The sequence below is a fragment of the Pseudomonas sp. GW822-FHT02E03 genome (assembly GCF_058802325.1).
Map to the genome: position 1 here is coordinate 48657 of NZ_JBXAOA010000010.1, position 18652 is coordinate 67308.

At 57.7% G+C, this 18652-nt stretch carries 11 protein-coding genes and 1 tRNA gene; 7 read left to right on the forward strand and 5 right to left on the reverse strand.

Annotated features, from left to right (window positions below):
• Positions 1-3: 3 nt before the first annotated feature.
• Positions 4-4836, reverse strand: coding sequence for a M10 family metallopeptidase C-terminal domain-containing protein (locus tag AC1RQB_RS10300; RefSeq protein WP_063343726.1), 4833 nt, complete (start codon positions 4834-4836; stop codon positions 4-6).
• Positions 4837-5232: 396 nt separating this feature from the next.
• Between AC1RQB_RS10300 and AC1RQB_RS10305 the strand changes: the two genes are divergently transcribed.
• The 3 genes from AC1RQB_RS10305 to AC1RQB_RS10315 all read left to right on the forward strand — a co-directional run bounded on the left by AC1RQB_RS10305 (position 5233) and on the right by AC1RQB_RS10315 (position 8574).
• Positions 5233-5307: transfer RNA gene (locus tag AC1RQB_RS10305), tRNA-Lys, on the forward strand.
• 56 nt (positions 5308-5363) lie between these two features.
• Positions 5364-7640, forward strand: coding sequence for a hypothetical protein (locus tag AC1RQB_RS10310; RefSeq protein WP_063343727.1), 2277 nt, complete (start codon positions 5364-5366; stop codon positions 7638-7640).
• 289 nt (positions 7641-7929) lie between these two features.
• Positions 7930-8574 (forward strand): dTMP kinase, encoded by a 645-nt coding sequence (locus tag AC1RQB_RS10315; RefSeq protein ID WP_063343728.1) that lies wholly within the window; start codon positions 7930-7932, stop codon positions 8572-8574.
• 333 nt (positions 8575-8907) lie between these two features.
• Here AC1RQB_RS10315 and AC1RQB_RS10320 read toward each other — a convergent pair whose 3' ends face one another.
• Positions 8908-9432 (reverse strand): cupin domain-containing protein, encoded by a 525-nt coding sequence (locus AC1RQB_RS10320; RefSeq protein WP_063343729.1) that lies wholly within the window; start codon positions 9430-9432, stop codon positions 8908-8910.
• A gap of 137 nt (positions 9433-9569) precedes the next feature.
• Entirely contained in the window at positions 9570-10493 is a 924-nt protein-coding gene (locus AC1RQB_RS10325; protein WP_063343730.1) for an AraC family transcriptional regulator, read from the reverse strand.
• A 331-nt stretch (positions 10494-10824) separates the two neighbouring features.
• Between AC1RQB_RS10325 and AC1RQB_RS10330 the strand changes: the two genes are divergently transcribed.
• The 4 genes from AC1RQB_RS10330 (at position 10825) to AC1RQB_RS10345 (ending at position 15524) form a co-directional block, all read left to right on the forward strand.
• The gene (locus AC1RQB_RS10330) at positions 10825-11784 is read left to right on the forward strand and encodes an alpha/beta hydrolase (RefSeq protein WP_404943007.1); all 960 of its coding nucleotides are present in this window, start codon (positions 10825-10827) and stop codon (positions 11782-11784) included.
• A gap of 86 nt (positions 11785-11870) precedes the next feature.
• Positions 11871-13070, forward strand: coding sequence for an MFS transporter (locus AC1RQB_RS10335; protein WP_063343732.1), 1200 nt, complete (start codon positions 11871-11873; stop codon positions 13068-13070).
• A gap of 168 nt (positions 13071-13238) precedes the next feature.
• Positions 13239-14570: a putrescine-ornithine antiporter gene (gene potE, locus AC1RQB_RS10340; protein ID WP_063343733.1), complete on the forward strand. Its 1332-nt coding sequence runs from the start codon at positions 13239-13241 to the stop codon at positions 14568-14570.
• Positions 14571-14618: 48 nt separating this feature from the next.
• Complete coding sequence (locus tag AC1RQB_RS10345) at positions 14619-15524, forward strand: amino acid ABC transporter substrate-binding protein (protein WP_063343734.1); 906 nt, start codon at positions 14619-14621, stop codon at positions 15522-15524.
• Between the two features lie 107 nt (positions 15525-15631).
• Here the strand turns inward: AC1RQB_RS10345 and AC1RQB_RS10350 are convergent, their stop codons facing one another.
• Together AC1RQB_RS10350 and AC1RQB_RS10355 are read right to left on the reverse strand one after the other, a co-directional pair.
• Complete coding sequence (locus tag AC1RQB_RS10350) at positions 15632-16819, reverse strand: pyridoxal phosphate-dependent aminotransferase (protein WP_063343735.1); 1188 nt, start codon at positions 16817-16819, stop codon at positions 15632-15634.
• A gap of 40 nt (positions 16820-16859) precedes the next feature.
• Entirely contained in the window at positions 16860-18485 is a 1626-nt protein-coding gene (locus AC1RQB_RS10355; protein WP_063343736.1) for a methyl-accepting chemotaxis protein, read from the reverse strand.
• Between the last annotated feature and the right edge of the window lie 167 nt (positions 18486-18652).

Here is an 18652-nt window from a genome sequence, read left to right on the forward strand (position 1 = left end):
AGCCTAACCCAAGGCTGTGAAATCGCTGGCGTGCAACTCCTGGACACCCACCAGCTGGATTTCGAACTCCGGAATGGCGTCGGCATCGACACTGCCGTAAAGAATGCCATCGGCAAAGCGCAGTTGGCCGGTGGCGTCGGCAGGGTCGAAGGCGTTGCTGCCGACGAAGGTGAAGGCGTCGACAGCGGTGGTCAGCGGGTTGGCGTCCAGGCCGGTGAAATCCAGAAGATCGCCCTCGGTGCTCTTGAATCCGTTGATCACATCGCGCAAAGCCCCGATGCCCATGTCCGACAGCGCACCAAACGCGTAGGTGTCCGTACCAGTGCCACCGGTGAGGTTGTCGGTGCCTGCACCGCCGATCAGCCGGTCATTGCCCGAACCGCCCACCAATGTATCGTTTCCCGCCCCCGCGTTCAGAACGTTTGCGGCGCTGTTGCCCGACAGACTGTCGGCGTAGGCGCTTCCCGTCAGGTTTTCAACGAACTTCAAGGTGTCGAGCCCGGAACCCACGGTGTTTTGTTGCGCTGACGTCGAGAGGTTGACGGTAACGCCGGACAGGGCCCGTTCAAAGGACACCGTGTCATTGCCATCGCGCCCATCCAGCACATTGTTGCCGGCGCCGGCGAACAGTGTGTTGTCCAGCGCGTTGCCCGTGCCATTGGCGGCGCCAGTGCTATCGACATACAGATGCTCGACGTTGTTGGCGAGGGTATAGGCCGCCAGGCTGCTGTGCACACTGTCGCCCCCTCCCGGCGCCGCATTGCTGTTGATCTCGATCACAGTGTCGTTGGCGTTATCGACATAATAGGTGTCGTTGCCATCGCCGCCGCTCATGCTGTCGTCCCCTGCGGCACCATCGAGCACGTTATTGGCGGCATTGCCGGTGATGAAGTTGTGCCGCTCATTGCCGGTGCCGTTGATGGCCGACACGCCGGTGAGCAGCAGGTTCTCGAGGTTAGCGCCCAGGGTCCAGCTGACCGAGGCCTGCACCGTATCGATCTGCGAGGTCGAGGTGTTGGTTTCCACCACGCGGTCGGACGCGTTATCGACCACATAGACGTCGTTGCCATCGCCACCGGTCATGGTGTCGGCGCCCAGTTTGCCATCCAGTGTGTCGTTGCCCGGACTACCCACCAGGGTATCCGCTTGGTCGGTACCGGAAATCATGTTCTGAGCGTTGTCGAAAATGTCCTGCACGCTGTTGTTGTCGTTGGAGTTGCCCTGGAAGCCAAGGTCATTGGCAATGTAGTCGGCCAGGCGCTGGCCGACGATCTCGGCCGACTCTTCGTGCAGATGCCAGACGTCGTCGGGATACGCCAGCGGGTCGATTTCGTGGCGCAAGGGGAGATCGGTGTAGTCCACCGCCAGCTTGACGTCGGCGCGCTCGGCGGCGATGGCTTCCTGGGCGGCGCGGACATAGCCAACCCCCTCGACGATGGAGGCAATTTTCTCCTCCGAATAACCACGGGCACGCGCCGCGTCCTGTTCGTAGTGACCGGTTTCCATCAAGTACACGTTGAAGTTGCCGAACTGGGCATGCAGGTAATCGAACACCTTCAGGGTCGCGGCCTTATAGGCCGCTGCTGCCGCTACTTTGTCCGTGGCGCGGGCGATCTCCTGGGCGGCTTCCTCGCCCTGGCCCCAAATGATGCCCATGGTGACGTTATCGATCGATTGCAGTTCGGTGAGCTGGTCGCGCAGCAGCGTCACGGCGCGCAACAGCGCAGCCCCGGGTTGGTTGGTGTCGGTCAGCCACCAGCACAACTTGAGTTCCTCGGCGCTGAGCGTCGAAAGGCCGGTGACCGTGCTGCCGCCCACCGCGATGTCGATGCCGTTGCCATTGGCATCGGTGAACTGGCTGCGCACGTCATAGGCGGTGTAGCGGTCCAGGTCGTTGACCAGCATCGACGTGCCGGACTGATTGTCGTCCTCCGTCATGCGCAGCAGGCGCGCATTGGATTGGCCGAGGGTGGGCAGGTAGAGAATGTCCTGCTGGACGCTCTCGCCGAACACGAAGTCGCTGGCGGTCAGGGTGTTGAGGTAGTTGCCGCTGAGGGCGATTTCAAAACGATTGCCATCGGCATCCGCTTCGGCGGACTTGATGTAGGTCTTGTCGCCGGCCGCGTTGAGGGTGACGTACAACGTGCCATTGCGGCCATCGCCGAGGCCTTCAAAGCCCGGGCCCGAAACATCGATCTTGTCGACGCCTATGGTGAAGTCATAAATCGTGTCGGTGACCGTGACACCACCGGTGTCGTAGTCGCGGTAGCTGTCGAGCACGTTGGTGTAGCGGAAGGTGTCGGCACCGTCGCCGCCGTACAGCGAATCGCGTCCGGCACCGCCGTCAACGATATCCGCGCCGGTGCCGGCCTTGATTGTGTCGTTGCCACCGAGGCCGAGGATCAGGTCTGCACCCGCCGTGCCGTTGAGGGTTTCAGCATTGTTGGTGCCGGTGATGGTGTTGGCGGGCGCGTCGGCCACGACCAGGGCGAAGCTATCGCTGACCGATGCACCGGCCGGGTCCGTGGCTTTGACCAGCACGTTGTAATTGCCGGACGCGGTGCCGGTCGGCGTGCCGGTGAAGGTCAGGTTGGTGGCGTTGAAGCCCAGCCACGCGGGGAGGGCGCTGCCATCGGCCAGGGTCGCGGTGTAGCTGAGGCTGTCGTTATCCGGATCGGTAAAACTGGTGGCCGGCACCGCGTAGCTGAACGGGGTGTTTTCGGTCGCGTTCTGATCCAGCAACGCCGTTGCCACCACCGGCGCATGGTTGACCGTTGGCGAAGTGGCAAAGACGAAATTGGCGCTGGTCAGCGTGTTGAGGTAGTTGCCGTCCAAAGCCACTTCGAAGCGGTTGCCATTGGCGTCGGCGGTCAGGGATTTGATGTAAGTCTTGGTGCCGGCACTGTTGAGCACCACGTACACGGTGTTGTTCTTGCCATCCCCCAGGCCGGTGAAACCCATGGCCGAGAGGTCGATTTTGTCGGCGCTGATATCGAAATCGGTGATCAGGTCGCCAAGGTTGGCACCGCCGGTGTTGTAGTTGCGGTAACTGTCCAGGCGATTGGAGAACACAAAGATGTCCGCCCCGGTGCCACCGGTGAGGGTGTCCATGCCTGCGCCGCCGTCGAGCTTGTCATCGCCCGCGCCGCCACTGAGGCTGTCGTTGCCCGCCAGGCCGAGCAGGGTGTCGGCCGAATCGCTACCCAGCAGCGAGTCGCTGCCGCTGGTGCCGGTGACCACCCGATTGAAGATGAAATTGCTGGCGGTGAGGGTGCTGGCGAGGTTGCCCGAGAGAATCAACTCGAAGCGATTGCCGCTGGCGTCGGCATCGTAGTCCTTGATGTAGGTGCGGTCGCTGCTGGCGCTGTAGCTGACCTGCAGGGTGCCGCCACGGCCATTGCCCAGGCCGGTGAAACCGAGGCCGGCGAGGTCGATCTTGTCCTGGGTGACGTCGAAGTCGGTGATGGTGTCGTCGAAGCTTGTGGTTGCGTTGCGGTAACTGTCGGACTGAGCGACGAAACGGAACGTGTCGGCGCCCGTACCGCCGGTGAGTTTGTCGATACCTGCACCACCCACCAGAATGTCGCCACCGGCACCGCCATTGATGGTGTCGTTGCCAGCAACGCCGTAGAAAATCTCGCTGGCGGCACTGCCCAGCAGGGTGTCGTTGCCAGCCGTGCCTTGCACGGTGGTCATCGGCACCGTGGCGCTGACGTAGCTGCCGTCGCCATAGATCAGCGTGGCACCGTTGCTGGTGTGGCTGATGGTGTTGCCGATGATGGCGTTGCGATCAGTGCCGTCTTCATTGCGCTCCGCAACGCCGTAGGTCGACAGGTTGCTGCCGGTGATGATGTTGCCCTGGATCGTGTTATCGCTGCCGTTGAAGTACTTGCCGGACACGCCCAGGGTGTCGTTGTAGGACTGGATGATGATCTCCGGTACGGGGCTTCCCAGGGAGTTGTTGTTGAGCGTGTTGTCGATGATCTCGACGTGGTTACTGCCGTAGATGCGTATCCCGGCGCTAGTGTTGTCGTGAATGTCGACACCGCTGACCGTCACCTCGCTGGACATTTTGATCAGCACCCCTTCGGCGCCGTTGCCGTACACCTCGCCACCGGTGATGGTGATGTTGCTGGGGGAGGGGATGTCCTCGCTGCCACGCTGGATCACGATGCCATTGCCGCCGTTGTCGTAGGCGACGTTATTGGTGAGCGTGAAATCGTGGGTGCTGGTGACGATGTTGAAACCGTGGCGGTCGTTGTCGTAGGCGATGTTGTTTTCGAAGGTGCTGTTGCTGAGGAAGTCAGCCACGAAGCCGTCCAGGCCGTTGCCGTGGGAAATGCTGTTCTTGATGACCATGTTGACGGTCTGCTCGTGGGGGTCGAAACCGTACCCGGAGCAATCCTTTATCTCGACGCTGTCGAGGGTGACGTTGGAGTCGTAGCCTGCTTCGCCGGGAATGTAGCCATTGAACCAACCGTCGATCTTGCCCGTGGTGCTGTCACGGTTGCCATCGATGGTGAGGTTGCTGACGCCGAAGTCGTGGGTTTCCTCGCCATAGGCGGAGCGGATGACCCCCGTGATCTTGGTGTCGGAGCCGTCAGCCACCTTGACGGTGGTTGCTCCCATGCCGTCGCCGTACAGGTAGACGTTGCTCTTGAGCATCAGGCAACCGTCGGAGGGCTCCTCACCTCCCGAAACGATGTAAGTTCCGGACGGCATATACACCTGCCCACCGCCTGCAGCGGCCGCCGCATCAATTGCACTTTGTATTGCCGCTGTGTCGTCAGTGATGCCATCTCCTTTGGCGCCAAAATTTTGTACATTGAAAATCATGAGCTTATCTCCGTATCAGGCGAAAACCTCGAAAGATGCCAATATTCCATCGACAGCTACCGTGTTATGACCCAGCGGAGGGCAAAAGTTGTGACCGCGTATCGGGGGAGCGTCAAAAAATCGGACTAACTGATTAACGGTTGCGAGGGTTTTTGAGGAGTTTCTGAAAAGTAACGTTCTGTTGACGCTTGCTGGGGTGGCGAGCGATGCCCTGTGGGAGCTGGCTTGCAAGAGGCAGCATTGATGTGACTGACACAGCGCTTGCGCGAGCAAACCTTAAATAAACCGTCGCCCGGTGGAGACGGGTGGCCTAGTAGGCTCATGAGTTCGCGTCACGAGCGGCAACGTTTTCAATCTTCACATCCTTTCGTTGCTGGTAGACAATGCGCCCTCTGCTCCGGGGTAGTTCAGCGGTAGAACACTCGGCTCTTAACCGGGTGGGCGCTGGTTCGAATCCAGCCCCCGGACCCACTACATAGCAGGGTCATAAGGACCACATGTCCAGGCACGATAGGGAATCGGATGCAATGGAAGGCCTAAACGCCGGTTATGCGGTCTTTCAGTTGTCTCAAGCATTGACTGCACCCAATCACGGCGATGAGCCGCAAGCGAGCAAAAGGATTGAGCGTTGGCAACAGGTGGTCGAACACTTTTTATTGGGCAGCGCACTGTATGGCTCACGCACCCCGTTCGCGGATGTGCCTGAATGGGTCACGCTCGAAGTCACCACAGGCGGGTTTGCCACTGGACAGCATCTGGCCGGAGGTGCGCTGACCGAAAATGAGCGCCTGCTGGCCGCCACAATCCCAAGCATCCGCTCTGACTTTGAACGACTTGATCTCAATGCCTGGCACCTTACGGATGAGGGGATCGAAGCATTGCAAGAGCGTCTGGTGAACGGCGACTATCGGATCGACGTACCAGAAGAGGCCGCGCTGCTGACCGTGGCCTGGCTATTGGGGCGGCAGCGGACGGAAGAAGCGAGGAGATTGATCGAAACGATCGCGCCTTTTTTTGAGCGGTTGCGTTTCTTTCCTGTGACTTCTGACGGGATTCCGCTCGCAGTAGCAGAAGTGCATATCTTCGATGCCGGTGAAATCAAACAGCAGCTTTCAAAACTCCCGGAACAGCCCCGCCTGGCAGTGCAGAAACAGGTGGTCACAACTCGTTTGCCGCTCTACGATGCGGCCATCTCGCACTTCCTTTTAACGTACCAGTATGACTGGCCTTGCCGGCAGTATCCTGAAGGCTGGCTCGAACAGGCGACTGCGCTCAACACCCGGTTCGAGGCCACCTGTGGCACTGACATCTGCAGCGCTGAACCTTTCCGGGATCGGAGAGGGGAGTTGTATGCGCTGCTCAAACAGTGTTCTCGTGATCCAACTTCGCTCACGGGGCGTCAAGTCGGACGCATTCGGCGGATCGTCGATGATTTTGTTGGTAAACATGGGCATCCTGAATCTGAAACTCATCTAGAGAAGCGTGCAAAGCAGCGCCGTGACGTTGCCGCACCCGACCATCATTTGATCGCCAAGGCGGTGTCTGCGCGCCTGGCGAGCTATTCGAGCTTGGAAGGCATCTCTGATTTTGCGCCCCTGTTGGAGGCGATCACCAATGAGGAGGAGAAGACATATGCGCTGACAGCAGGCGTCGCCATTCCTCCGGCGGTTCGTCGACGGCTCGAGCGTTGTCGAAAAGGAACCATCGCTGAGCTGATTGACCAGGGAGTGATCACATCCGGAGATACTGTGGCACGAGTGCTGCCGGCGATGACGGCCGAAATCTGTAGTGCTGGATTTCGCGACGCCACGCTACGTACGTTGTCTATCGCAACGTATCGTGCTTTCCGACGACGCCGTTCATTGTTGCTGCTCAACCTGCAGAGCCAGGTCAAAATTAGTGAGCTACCTTGGGTGGCGGCTGTCGAAGGTGACCGTCAGGCAGACGTAGCCGCTGTTGAGGGGGCCAGACAGGCCTTGGTCGAATCCTCGGCAATGACCCTCTCGGCTTTCCCGCAGGCAATAATTCCGAACAAGTTGCTTCAGGAGTTTCGCTCGCTCGCTGTAAGCGCGAAGCTGGATCTTCCATTTGTGGAGGAGGTCGCGGCTGACATTTTCATGGGGGCCTTCTCGAACAAATTCGCGGAAGCGGCCAGGCGAACGGCCCGGTTTATGGCGGGGACCCTTTATGCCCGTTACTACGACATCGACACAGACCGGCTGGCCGTCCTTCCTGATCAGTCGGAATCAAGGAGTAGAAACCATTACCGGCGTCGCCTGGACAGTTCCAGCGATGCATTAACGAGCCTGTGCGCGCAACGGGCTAATGTCCCCATGGGCACATGGCATTCCGCAATCAACGGAACCATCATTGAACAACAACAGATTCTAACGACACAAAACCTCTCGACTCTGTTTGGTGAGCTCGGTCTGAAAACGCTGCTGCAGCGTCGTTTGGGCTCACTTGCTCAAGCGTGCTTCGAATGGATCTGCAGGCGGCAGCAGATGCAAATAAAGTTCTATCATTCGCGCTTGGTGATGCTCAAAAATACGGCTTATGCCTGGCGCCAGATGGTGTTTTATTTGTCCATGATGGATGACGCAGAGATGCGTTGCGCTCTCGACAGCATCGAAGCACATTTTGCCACGCGACCCGCTGCGTTTCGTGAGAGGTTTCTACCAGCGATTATCGGGTTGCGTGTGGCAGCCTCCGGGCGCCCATTGACTCTGAGCAATCAGAAAAGTGAAGGGGCTCAGATTTTTCTCGGATGGACCACCGAGCGACATTGGTTAATGCCGTCGTAAACGCTTGCTAGAAGCAGGACGTTCTGATCGCTCTAAAACTCGGTGTCGGGACGGATAGGGAATGGCTTATGGAAAAGTTCCGCCCTGACACATCATTTAACTTATGGGCGATGACCGATGTTCATAAGCGGCTGTAACCCTGGATTTTGGGACCCGTTAGCCAGAAACTGGGTTAGAGTGTTCACCAATGTCTGTTCATAAGGACCCTCCACTCGATTCGCGTAGTCGCGCCAAGCGGTTCCAGCGAACGAACCGGGCAAAAAACCGTATATCAATCGTTATGTGAAGAATGAATCGTCCGCTTTTTGTTTCTCTAGATGGGCCCAAAGGAGCCGGCAAAACCACACTGTTGGAGGCCGTTACAAAAGTACTGAGGGCAGATAACAAAAAGGTGATCCGACTTTGCGAGAGTAAAAGCGATCCCTATAGGGGTGAAACAATGGCCCTCGTTAACAAACTCGTCAGAAATCCCACCCGGGATTTGGAGTTGGAGATTTGTGAGCGCTTTGCTGATAGCCGTACCTGGATTTCCCAGCACGTGCTGCCTAAACAACCATCAGGCAGCATCATCTTGATCGATCGCTGGTACCCGTCTGATGCCGCGTTTCGCCGGTTAGTCCCGTTTGCAGAGATTCTACAGTTGAACATTGATCGAAACGTGCGAGTGCCAGACCTGCATGTCGGGGTTGTCACCACCCCTGAAATTTCATGGGCGAGGGCCGCGGCACGATCTCGTGGGTTGGGCAGTACCGTGATCCATAACCTGGAAGAGCATGTCGCTTGTACCCGGGCGTTCGAGCGAGCGATTGCAGATCACGGCTGGGTTTTATGCCGTAATGAAGGAACGATCGAAGACGCAACGATGCAGGTGATTTCTGAGATCTATAGAGTCCAGGCGAAGTTCGCTGCGCCGGCCTTGATGCGGTTGAGATAGCTGTAGCTATAGATCGTTAGCAGGATCGAAGGAGTGATTTGTCGCTGTAGCGTTAGCCGGCTGATGCTTTGATCTGGGTGCCTGTTATCGAATTATGAGCCGAGGCTTTCCGGGGTGGGTCATACATGATCAGACGGTTCGAGCGTCGATTGCTGGAACCGGGGTATTGAGTTGGCTCAAACAGGGAACGGGGATTGGTAGCTTGAAAGAACCTTTGGTAGAAGTTCCGCTCTGACACATCATTTAACATAATATACATTACACGTAACTAGATGTTTCAGGATTAGCCCCGGTTGCACGCAGATTTGGAAGCCCTCAATCCATCCACGCCCTTCATCCTTGCGTCAGCTTTCCAATCAGCTCTGAATGCTCGGGAAACTGCTCTCTGAGCTTCTGCCGACTACCCATCTCCATATCTGCAAAATCAAATCCTGGTGAAACCGCTTCACTGATCAAACCGTATTCCGCTAAACCATTCATCAGCTGCGAAGCTTTCCAGACGCCACCAGGTACATGCAGCTGCAGACATTGCCCGGCGATAACGTCGCTGCCCATCACCACAGTATTCAACGTGCCGTCTGGAAAAATCAGGCTGTACTGAATCGGGTTTCCCAAATGGTAGTAATGAACGATGTCCGATTGATTCAAGTGAAAATGACCTATAGGCGAATCCTTGGTCAGCAGGTAATAAATTGAAGTCATCAAGTGACGTTGACCTCCATTGATCTCAACCATAGCGTGGTGATCAGATTGAAAGGTTCTTCGGTAGAAACCGCCTTCCATGTGAGGCTCCAGAGCCAATGCGGCGATGACTGCTTCAGCGTTGGGAATTTGAATGTTGAGCTCACTGTTGGTCATGTGGATTGCCCTCCTTAAAACACTATAGCTATTATATAAATCTATTCGATAGATTTTAACTATGCTAAATGGTTGTTTAGTCGTTTTATCTCGATAGCGTTTAAAAGCGTGAGCAAACGCAATTCGTCAGCTTGACTCTATAGCTCCCCCTGCCCTCGCAACACCGCAATATCCCGCTTGGGGGGTACGCCAAACAGACGGCTGTATTCGCGGCTGAACTGGGACGGGCTTTCATATCCAACCTTGTAAGCCGCACTGGATACGTCCTGGTGTTCATTGAGCATCAATCGCCTCGCCTCGTTCAGTCGCAGCCATTTCTGGTACTGCAAGGGGCTCATTGTGGTGAGTTGACGGAAGTGGTGGTGAAAGGTCGGAGTGCTCATCTGCACTCGGGCCGCAAGTTCATCGACGCGAAGCGCTGAGGTGTAATTCAACTTCAGCCAATCGATGGCTTTGGCGATCCGATAACCTTGGCCATCGACAGAAGTTATTTGTCGTAGCCGGCTCGCCTGATCACTCTGCAAGAGACGGTAGTGAATCTCGCGTTGAATCAAGGGGGCCAGAACAGGAATGGATTCCGGCTCATCGAGCAGTGCCAATAAGCGCTCGAATGACGCCAGCATTGCAGGGGTCACTGAACCAATTCCTACCCCCTTCGCAACGGATCGATCACGGGTTGGCGGTAGGTCACTTTGTGCTATCAGCTCAGCCAGCATGCGCAGATCGAGCTTCAAAGTGAGTCCCAGGCATGGCTGTTCCGGGCTTGCTGCCAGCACTTGCGAATTGGCAGGCAAGTCCAATGAGGTGATCAGAAATCGCGACGTGTCATACGGATAGCCTTCGCCGCCTACCCAGAGCTGTTTCTCACCCCGGGCGACGAGGATGATGCTTGGCTCGACCATGCAGACGACGGGCGGCGATGGATGTTCGCGCCTGAAGAAGCCGAGGCCCGTAATGGGCGTTCCGTAATCACCTGGTTTCGGGATCTGCGCGCCGATGATCTGCGCAAGCGTTTCTTGCGGCGATGTCTGTTGCGGTGCGGTGCCGTGTTTGATCGTCATGTTCGTCTAGTACCTCTTCGCTGAACTCTAACTCGCCAGTTCACGACCGTCCTGCAAAAAAACAGAGACTCATAGAATCAGGCAAGTAATCCAGCGAAATGCACTACAGGGAGTATGGGCAGAACCGGAGAATGTTCATCCGACAAACCCATTGAGGAATCTCCCATGTCGTCAAGTATTGCTTCGTGATCGACAACGCCATGTTGGCTGATTAAGCACTGGGTCAAAGCACTCCAGCAAACTACAACTCAATCGAAAGGACTATCCGGTGAAAGGAATTTTTCTTGCCCTGGGGCTTCTCGTTGCCTCTTTTTCTTCAATGGGAGCCGATATGTCAAACGGCGCGGACAACTTCTACAAAAGCGAGAAAGTGACCGTTGAAAAGGTCACCTTCAAGAATCAATACGGTATGAAGGTGGCGGGCAACCTGTTCACCCCGAAAGACCTCGCCCCCAAATCCAGGAACGCCGCCATCATCGTCGGCCATCCAATGGGGGCGGTGAAAGAGCAGAGTGCGAACTTGTACGCCACCAAAATGGCCGAACAAGGATTTGTCACCCTGTCCCTGGATTTGTCCTTCTGGGGCGAGAGCGAGGGCGTGCCTCGCCAGGCCGTCTCGCCCGATATTTACGCAGAAGACTTCAGTGCCGCCGTGGACTTTCTCGGCACTCACCCAATTGTCGATCCTGAGCGAATCGGCGTCCTTGGCATCTGTGGCAGTGGCAGCTTCGCTATCAGTGCGGCCAAGATTGATCCGCGTATGAAGGCCATCGCCACCGTCAGCATGTACGACATGGGTGCAGCCAACCGTAACGGTCTCAAACACGCAGTGACTGCGGAACAACGCCAGCAGATCATTCGTGACGCCACCGAGCAGCGCTATGCCGAATTCCAGGGTGGCGAAATCCGCTACACCGGCGGCACGCCGCTCAAACTGACCGGCAATGCCGTGGGTGACGAGTTCTACGATTTTTATCGCACCCACCGAGGCGAAGTCACTCCGGCCGGCGCATCGCCGCAGACAACCACCATGCCGACGCTGACCAGCAACGTGAAGTTCATGAACTTCTATCCGTTCAATGACATCGAGACTATCTCCCCTCGCCCGCTGCTGTTCATTGCCGGCGCCCAGGCACACTCACGCGAGTTCAGTGAGGACGCCTACAAGCGGGCCGCCGAGCCTAAAGAGTTGCTCATTATTCCAGATGCCGGACACGTGGATCTTTACGATCGGGTCAACCTCATTCCATTCGCCAAGTTGACCACGTTCTTCAAAAGCAACCTCAAGTAGCCTGATCGGTGCCCTGGCCGGGCATCACCTCTCTCGTAGCCTCGTCCTCGGGGCTACGACGCTTCGCGTAATACAGGATTCAACCAATGACTGATCACCTCCTCCCTGTGCCCCATAAATCATGGGGCGCCGTATTCGCCATGTCCCTCGCCGCCTTCGTGCTGGTGGCATCGGAGTTCATGCCCGTCAGCCTCCTGACACCGATTGCCACAGATCTACACGTCACCGAGGGACAAGCCGGCCAGGGAATCTCCGTTTCGGGGCTGTTTGCCTTGTTCACCAGTCTTCTGATCGCATCGGTGGCTGCGCGGATTGACCGCAAACCGCTGCTCCTTTCACTGACACTGCTTATGATTCTTTCTGGGACAGTAGTCGCGTTCGCCCCGAACTACTGGGTGTTCATGATCGGCCGCGCGCTGATCGGTGTTGCGATAGGTGGCTTCTGGTCATTGTCGGCGGCAACCGCCATGCGCCTGGTGCCTGATGACCAGATCACTCGCGCAATGGCAACCGTCAACGGCGGCAATGCTTTGGCGACGGTTATTGCAGCGCCACTGGGCAGTTTTCTCGGTGCCCTGATTGGCTGGCGCGGTGCATTCTTGTGTGTCATCCCAGTCGCGATAGCGGCTTGTGTATGGCTGTTGTCAAGCCTTCCACCGATGAAATCGCAAAGCGGTTCAGGCACTGGCAACGTCTTCAAGTTGATGAAACGCACACCGGTCGCGTTAGGCATGGTGGCGGTCAGCGTGTTTTTCATGGGCCAGTTCATGCTCTTTACCTATTTGCGCCCGTTTCTTGAAACGGTCACCCACGTCAGTGTTTCCATGCTGTCGTTGATGTTGCTCGTCCTGGGTATTGCGGGCCTCGCAGGAACCTTCCTGATTGAAGCGTTCTTGAAAAATGGTCTGCATCGAACCCTCATCGTCATCCCGATCTTGATGGCGGTGATTGCACTGGCGCTTGTTTCATTCGGTAGCTCGGCGGCCATCACGACTGTTTTGCTTGGCCTCTGGGGACTGGTTGCGACTGCTGCGCCCGTGGGGTGGTGGACATGGCTGGCGAAAACGTTGCCAGACGCTGCTGAAGCGGGAGGCGGCTTAATGGTAGCGATCATCCAACTGGCAATCGCGTCTGGCGCAACCGTTGGCGGGCTGGTCTTTGACTTGAGCGGCTATCGGGCGACCTTCGAGTTGAGCGCCACTGTGCTGGGCGTAGCGGCCGTTCTTGCCTTCCTGGCTGCACGCGCAGCATCGCGGGAGCCTCTTGCCTCGGCGAGCATCGCTTGAAATGTGTCGCGAACAGTCTTCGCGCAACGTTGGCGGAGTTGAGGCGGCGGCAAAAGCCATCTTCGATGAGACTAACTGGCGATAAATCTGTTCGATGGGCTATTTCCCGACGTTGAGCATGGCAATCAGGGCTATGGTCAATGTGTTGAGCAGATTAAGGAGTTTCCGATGGCCGACTCAAGCAAGAAAATGAGCCTCATGGGGCTCACCACTCTGGTGACGGTGAACATGATGGGGTCGGGTATCATCATGTTGCCGACGAGCATGGCCCAACTCGGGGCCGTTTCGTTGCTGTCATGGATCGTCACTGCCGTCGGTTCGATGGCCATCGCTTACTGCTTTTCCCAGTGCGGCATTTACTGCCTGCACTCAGGCGGGTTGTCTGCCTACACCGAAGAGGCACACGCCAAATCAGGCTTCTTCCTCTGTTCGTATCTGTACTTTCTGTCGCTGGGCATCGCCAACGTGGCCGTCGCCATCTCCGCGGTGGGTTACATGACATCGTTCGTGCCTTGGCTGGGCAGCGGCGCCATTCCTCTGTTTATCGGTACGGTTGGTCTGCTCTGGTTGACCACCATGGCCAACTTCGGTGGCCCCGGCATCACCGGCAAGATCGGCGCGATTACCGTATGGGGGGTGATCATCCCGGTGGCAGGCTTGAGCATCATCGGTTGGTTCTGGTTCAAGCCCGATGTGCTGATTGCCGCCTGGAATCCGAACAGCCTGCCGATCTCTGATGCCATTAGTAAGGCTATTCCCCTTACTCTGTGGGCTTTTCTTGGCATGGAATCGGCGGCACAGGCCTCCGATGCAGTGGAAGATCCCAAGCGCACCGTACCGTTGGCTTGCCTGTTCGGCACAATGGGCGCGGCAGTGGTCTATGTGCTGTCGACTACGGTCATTCAGGGCATCGTACCCAATGCCGAACTAGCCAACTCTTCGGCGCCCTTCGCGCTTGTCTATGCACATATGTTCACCCCCACGGTCGGCAACATTGTCATGGCGCTGGCAGTGATGGCTTGTGTTGGTTCGCTGCTGGGCTGGCAGTTCACCCTGGCACAAACGGCGAAGATGACTGCTGACCGAGGCATGTTCCCGAAATTGTTCAGCAAGGTCAGCACACAGAATGCGCCCATTCTCGGCATGCTCGTCTGCGGCGTCTTTCAGACCTTGATGGCACTCTCGACCATCTCGCCCAATGCCAGCGCCCAGTTCGGAAAGCTCGTCAGCCTGGCAGCGGTGACCAACCTGATCCCATATGTGACAGCCGCCACCGGCCTGCTGGTCATGATGTACAAAGCCAAAGTCAGTACAGGGATCTATACCCGCAACACGATGGTATTACTGATCGGCGTGGGGTATTCGTTGTATGCCCTTTATGCCTGCGGCAAGGATGCCGTATTCGGTGGCCTCATTGTCCTTGCATTCGGCTACCTGCTCTATGGCTTCCTTTCCAAGCGTTTTGTCGATTTGTCTCCAATCAGGGGCGGCAATCCTTAGCTGTATTTTCAAGACAGCACAGACATCCGAATGTGGGGCGCCAAGGATATGAACGTACAACTGACCAAAGCCACTAACTTGCTGTTCGTTTGCCTGTTCACAATGGTGCCGGTACTGGCTGGTGCCAATACCCTTGAACGCGTACGGGCAAGTAATACCTTCACCCTCGGTTACCTGCCGGACTTCGCACCCTTTACCGTCCAGGCAGGCGACAAAGCCAGCGGTTATGCGATCGAGCTTTGTCTGAAGGTCGCCGACAAAATCAAAACCGAGCTGGGTTTGCCCGCGTTGCAGGTGCGTTACCGCCCCGTCTCCATCAACGACGAGATGAATGCCGTGAGCTCGGGCGAGATCGACATCCTCTGCACGCCGACTCCCCCCACATTGGCGCGACGCAAGCGTGTGAGCTTCTCGGTTCCGATCTACACGGCCGGCCTCTCGGCAGTGGTGCGCCAGGAAGCGCCTGAGGCGTTGCTCAATGTACTTAATGGCAAAGTAGCCCATACCGGACCGACCTGGCGTGCGACCATCAATCATGGGCTGGCCAACCAAACCTATGCCGCCACCGCAGGTGGCGTCACCGAGGCATGGATCCGTCAACAGATGCGATTACTCGGTGTGGTGGCTACCCTGGTCACGGTCGAGAACACTGAAGCGGGCATCAAACTGGTCGCCGAAGGCAAAGCTGATGCTTTCTTCGCCGAACGCATGATGCTGAAGAATCTCCTCGCCAATAACTATTCCGCAGGGAATCTGGTCCTGCTGGATCGAGTTTTTGAGTACTCGCCGACTGCAATGGCGGTGGATCGCGACGATGAAGATTTCCGTTTGCTGGTCGACACCGCGCTGAGTGAAATGTATCGATCGGGCGAGATCGAGCAGGCATACGACACCTACCTGGAAGGCATTACCGACACGGACAAAAAGCTGTTCAAGGTCTATGCGATACCGTAGAGGCAATCGCGGGCAAGCCCGCTCCCGCGGGGTTTTGTGAACGCCACAAAATCCCGTGTAGGAGCGAGGCTACCCGCGAAAAGGCCATCAAACGCAACACACATCCTTCAGGCCCGTCGCACCTGCAGCAACTGCGCCGCACACGATGCAATCCGCTGGCACGCATCCGCCAGCCTCGCCTGATCCACCACCAGGCCAATGCGAATATGCCCCGCCGCGCTCGGCCCGAAGGCTTCACCAGCCAGCACCGACACGCCGTACCCTTCCAGCAAACGCTCGGCAAAATCTTGTGCACCGAGCCCGGTCTGGCGCACGTCGACCATCACGAACATCCCGCCATCCGGTTTGATCGGCCGGATACCCGGGCAACCGCTTAGCCTTGCGCACACCAGATCGCGACGCTGGCGATATTCCTCGCGCATCAGTGCCACTTCCGGCAAGTCTTTATCGAGCGCTACTTGCGCGGCGTTCTGGACGAAATCCGGAAGGCCGAACAGCATGCACAGCGACAGATGCATCAAATGTTCAGCCAACGGTTTCGGGCCGATCATCCAGCCCACCCGCCAGCCGGTCATGGCATGGGATTTGGACAGACTGTTGATCGTCGCGGTGCGCTCGGCCATCCCCGGCAGACTGGCCGGGCTGATGTGCTCGCCCTCAAACAACAGGTCGCTGTAGACCTCGTCGCTGATCAGCCAGAGGTCATGCTGCACGCACAGCGCCGCCAGCGCCTTCCAGCTTTTTAACGACAGACTGGCGCCTGAGGGATTATTCGGGCTGTTGAGCAAAATGACGCGGGTTTTTGAGGTGATCAGCGCCGCGACATCCGCCGGTTCAACCCGAAAGCCATTTTCCGGACGCACCGCCACCGGCACCACGCTGGCTCCGCAGGCACCGAACACGCCTTCATAGGTCACATACATCGGTTCGGCGACGATCACTTCATCGCCAGGGTCGAGCAGGCATTGGGCAACCGAATACACCGCGCACTGCGCGCCAGGCAGTACGATCACATGGTCGGCATCCACCAATTGGCCGCTGCGCCGCTGATGACGGCTGGCGATGCTACTGCGCAGTGTGCGGGTGCCGCGTACATCCGAGTAATGGGTGTCACCCGCCAACAGGCTATCGATGGCGGCGTGAATGATCGGCAGCGGCGTGTCGAAATCCGGGTCGCCAATGGAAAGCAGCAACACGTCGACGCCCTGCTCGCGCAATTCCAGCGCTCGATCATGAATCTTCCAGGCTGCGGCTCCGTCACCATCGATTCGTTGGGTCAAGGCTGAATAGCGCATGTACTTCTCCTAACGCGCGAGTTCCAGTTTCAACCCTATCTCAAATCACGAAACGCGCCACCATCGCATTCAAATCAACCGCCAATCGCGACAGTTCGTGGGTGGCGGCGCTGGTCTGGTTGGCACCGGCGGCAGACTGGGTAGCCAGGTCGCGAATGTTCACCAGATTGCGGTCGACTTCACGGGACACCTGAGCCTGTTCTTCCGAGGCGCTGGCGATCACCAGGTTGCGTTCGTTGATCAGTTGAATCGATTGGGTGATCTGCTCCAGGGCGATACCCGCCGCACGAGCCATTTCCAGAGTGCTTTGGGTGCGCTGATTGCTTTGTTGCATCGACGAAACCGCTTCGCCGGTGCCGTTCTGGATGCCGGCGACCATCTTCTCGATTTCCTGGGTCGACTGCGCGGTCCGATGGGCCAACGCCCGGACCTCGTCCGCCACCACCGCAAAGCCACGCCCGGCTTCCCCGGCACGGGCCGCTTCAATCGCGGCGTTGAGGGCCAGCAGGTTGGTCTGTTCGGCGATGGCACGAATCACGTCCAGCACTTTGCCAATGTCGCGGCCCTGAGTCGCCAGGCCCTCGATCATTAATGCGGTGTTTTGCACGTCGTGGGTCATGGTCTGGATCGCGTCGACGGTTTCCACCACCCGGTCACGACCTTCGCGGGCCGCCTGGGTCGACTGGTTTGAGGCTTCGGAGGTCGACACCGCGTTGCGCGCCACCTCTTCCACGGCGGCGGTCATTTCGTTGACGGCGGTGGCGGCCTGTTCGATTTCGTTGTTTTGCTGTTGCAGGCCCCGGGACGCTTCTTGCGTCACGGTGCTGAGTTCTTCCGCGGCGGCGCCCAGTTGCGTCGCGGAGCCGGCGATCTGTTCGATGGTCTTGCGCAGGTTGGTTTGCATGGCGGCCAAGGCGCCGAGCAAACGCGCCGGTTCGTCGTTGCCGTCGACTTCGATGACCTTGCTCAGGTTGCCGCCAGCAATGGTTTCGGCCGCGAGCACCGCACGGTTCAGCGGTGTGAGGATGCTGCGGGTCAACAGCCAGGCCAGCAGCACGGTCAGCAACGAAGCCATTACCGCCACCGTCACGATGCCGATAAAGGCTTCGCTGTAATGCTCACCCGCCTTGGCCGACGCGGCTTTGGCATCGGCGGCGTTGAGCGCCACCAGTTTGTTCAGTTGCTCGCCCATCTGATCGGTGCCTTCCTTGATCCGGGTATTGATCAGGGCGCGCATCTCCTCCAGTTTGTTCTGCCGCGACAGGTCCAGCATTTGGCTCTGGGCCTGTATGTAGTTGTCGAGGGTTGTCGCGAAGGTTTTGTACAGCGCGGCTTCTTCAGGGCCGGCCGGCAAGGCGGCATAGCTGGCTTGGGCGCTGCGCACCTTGTCGACGAGCACGCCGATGCGGGTCTGGGCCTCCTGCAACGCCGCCGGATCACGGTTGACCAGTACGCGGAACGAGAGAATCCGCAGCCGCAGGACGTTTTCTGTCACGTTACCCAGAAACCCGATGCTGGGTAACTGTGTCATTTCCATATCGACAGAGGCCTGGCGGATGATCGACATGCGGTTCACGGCAAACACACCCAGCACGATGACCAGCAAGGCTATGAAGGCGAAACCCAGGAAAGCTCGAGGCGCGATTTTCAGATTACGCAGTGACATAGGATGATCTCGGTAATTGAGGCGGCGAGCATCCTTGCGGGGATCACTGTCAGGCGGGCGATGACGCGTACCTTTCAGCTTGGCGCCACTGTTGTAATTGGTTTGTGTGCGCCTGTTAGTTGTATCGGCCGGGGTTGAGGTTTTTTGCAGGGGTTGGAGAAATATTT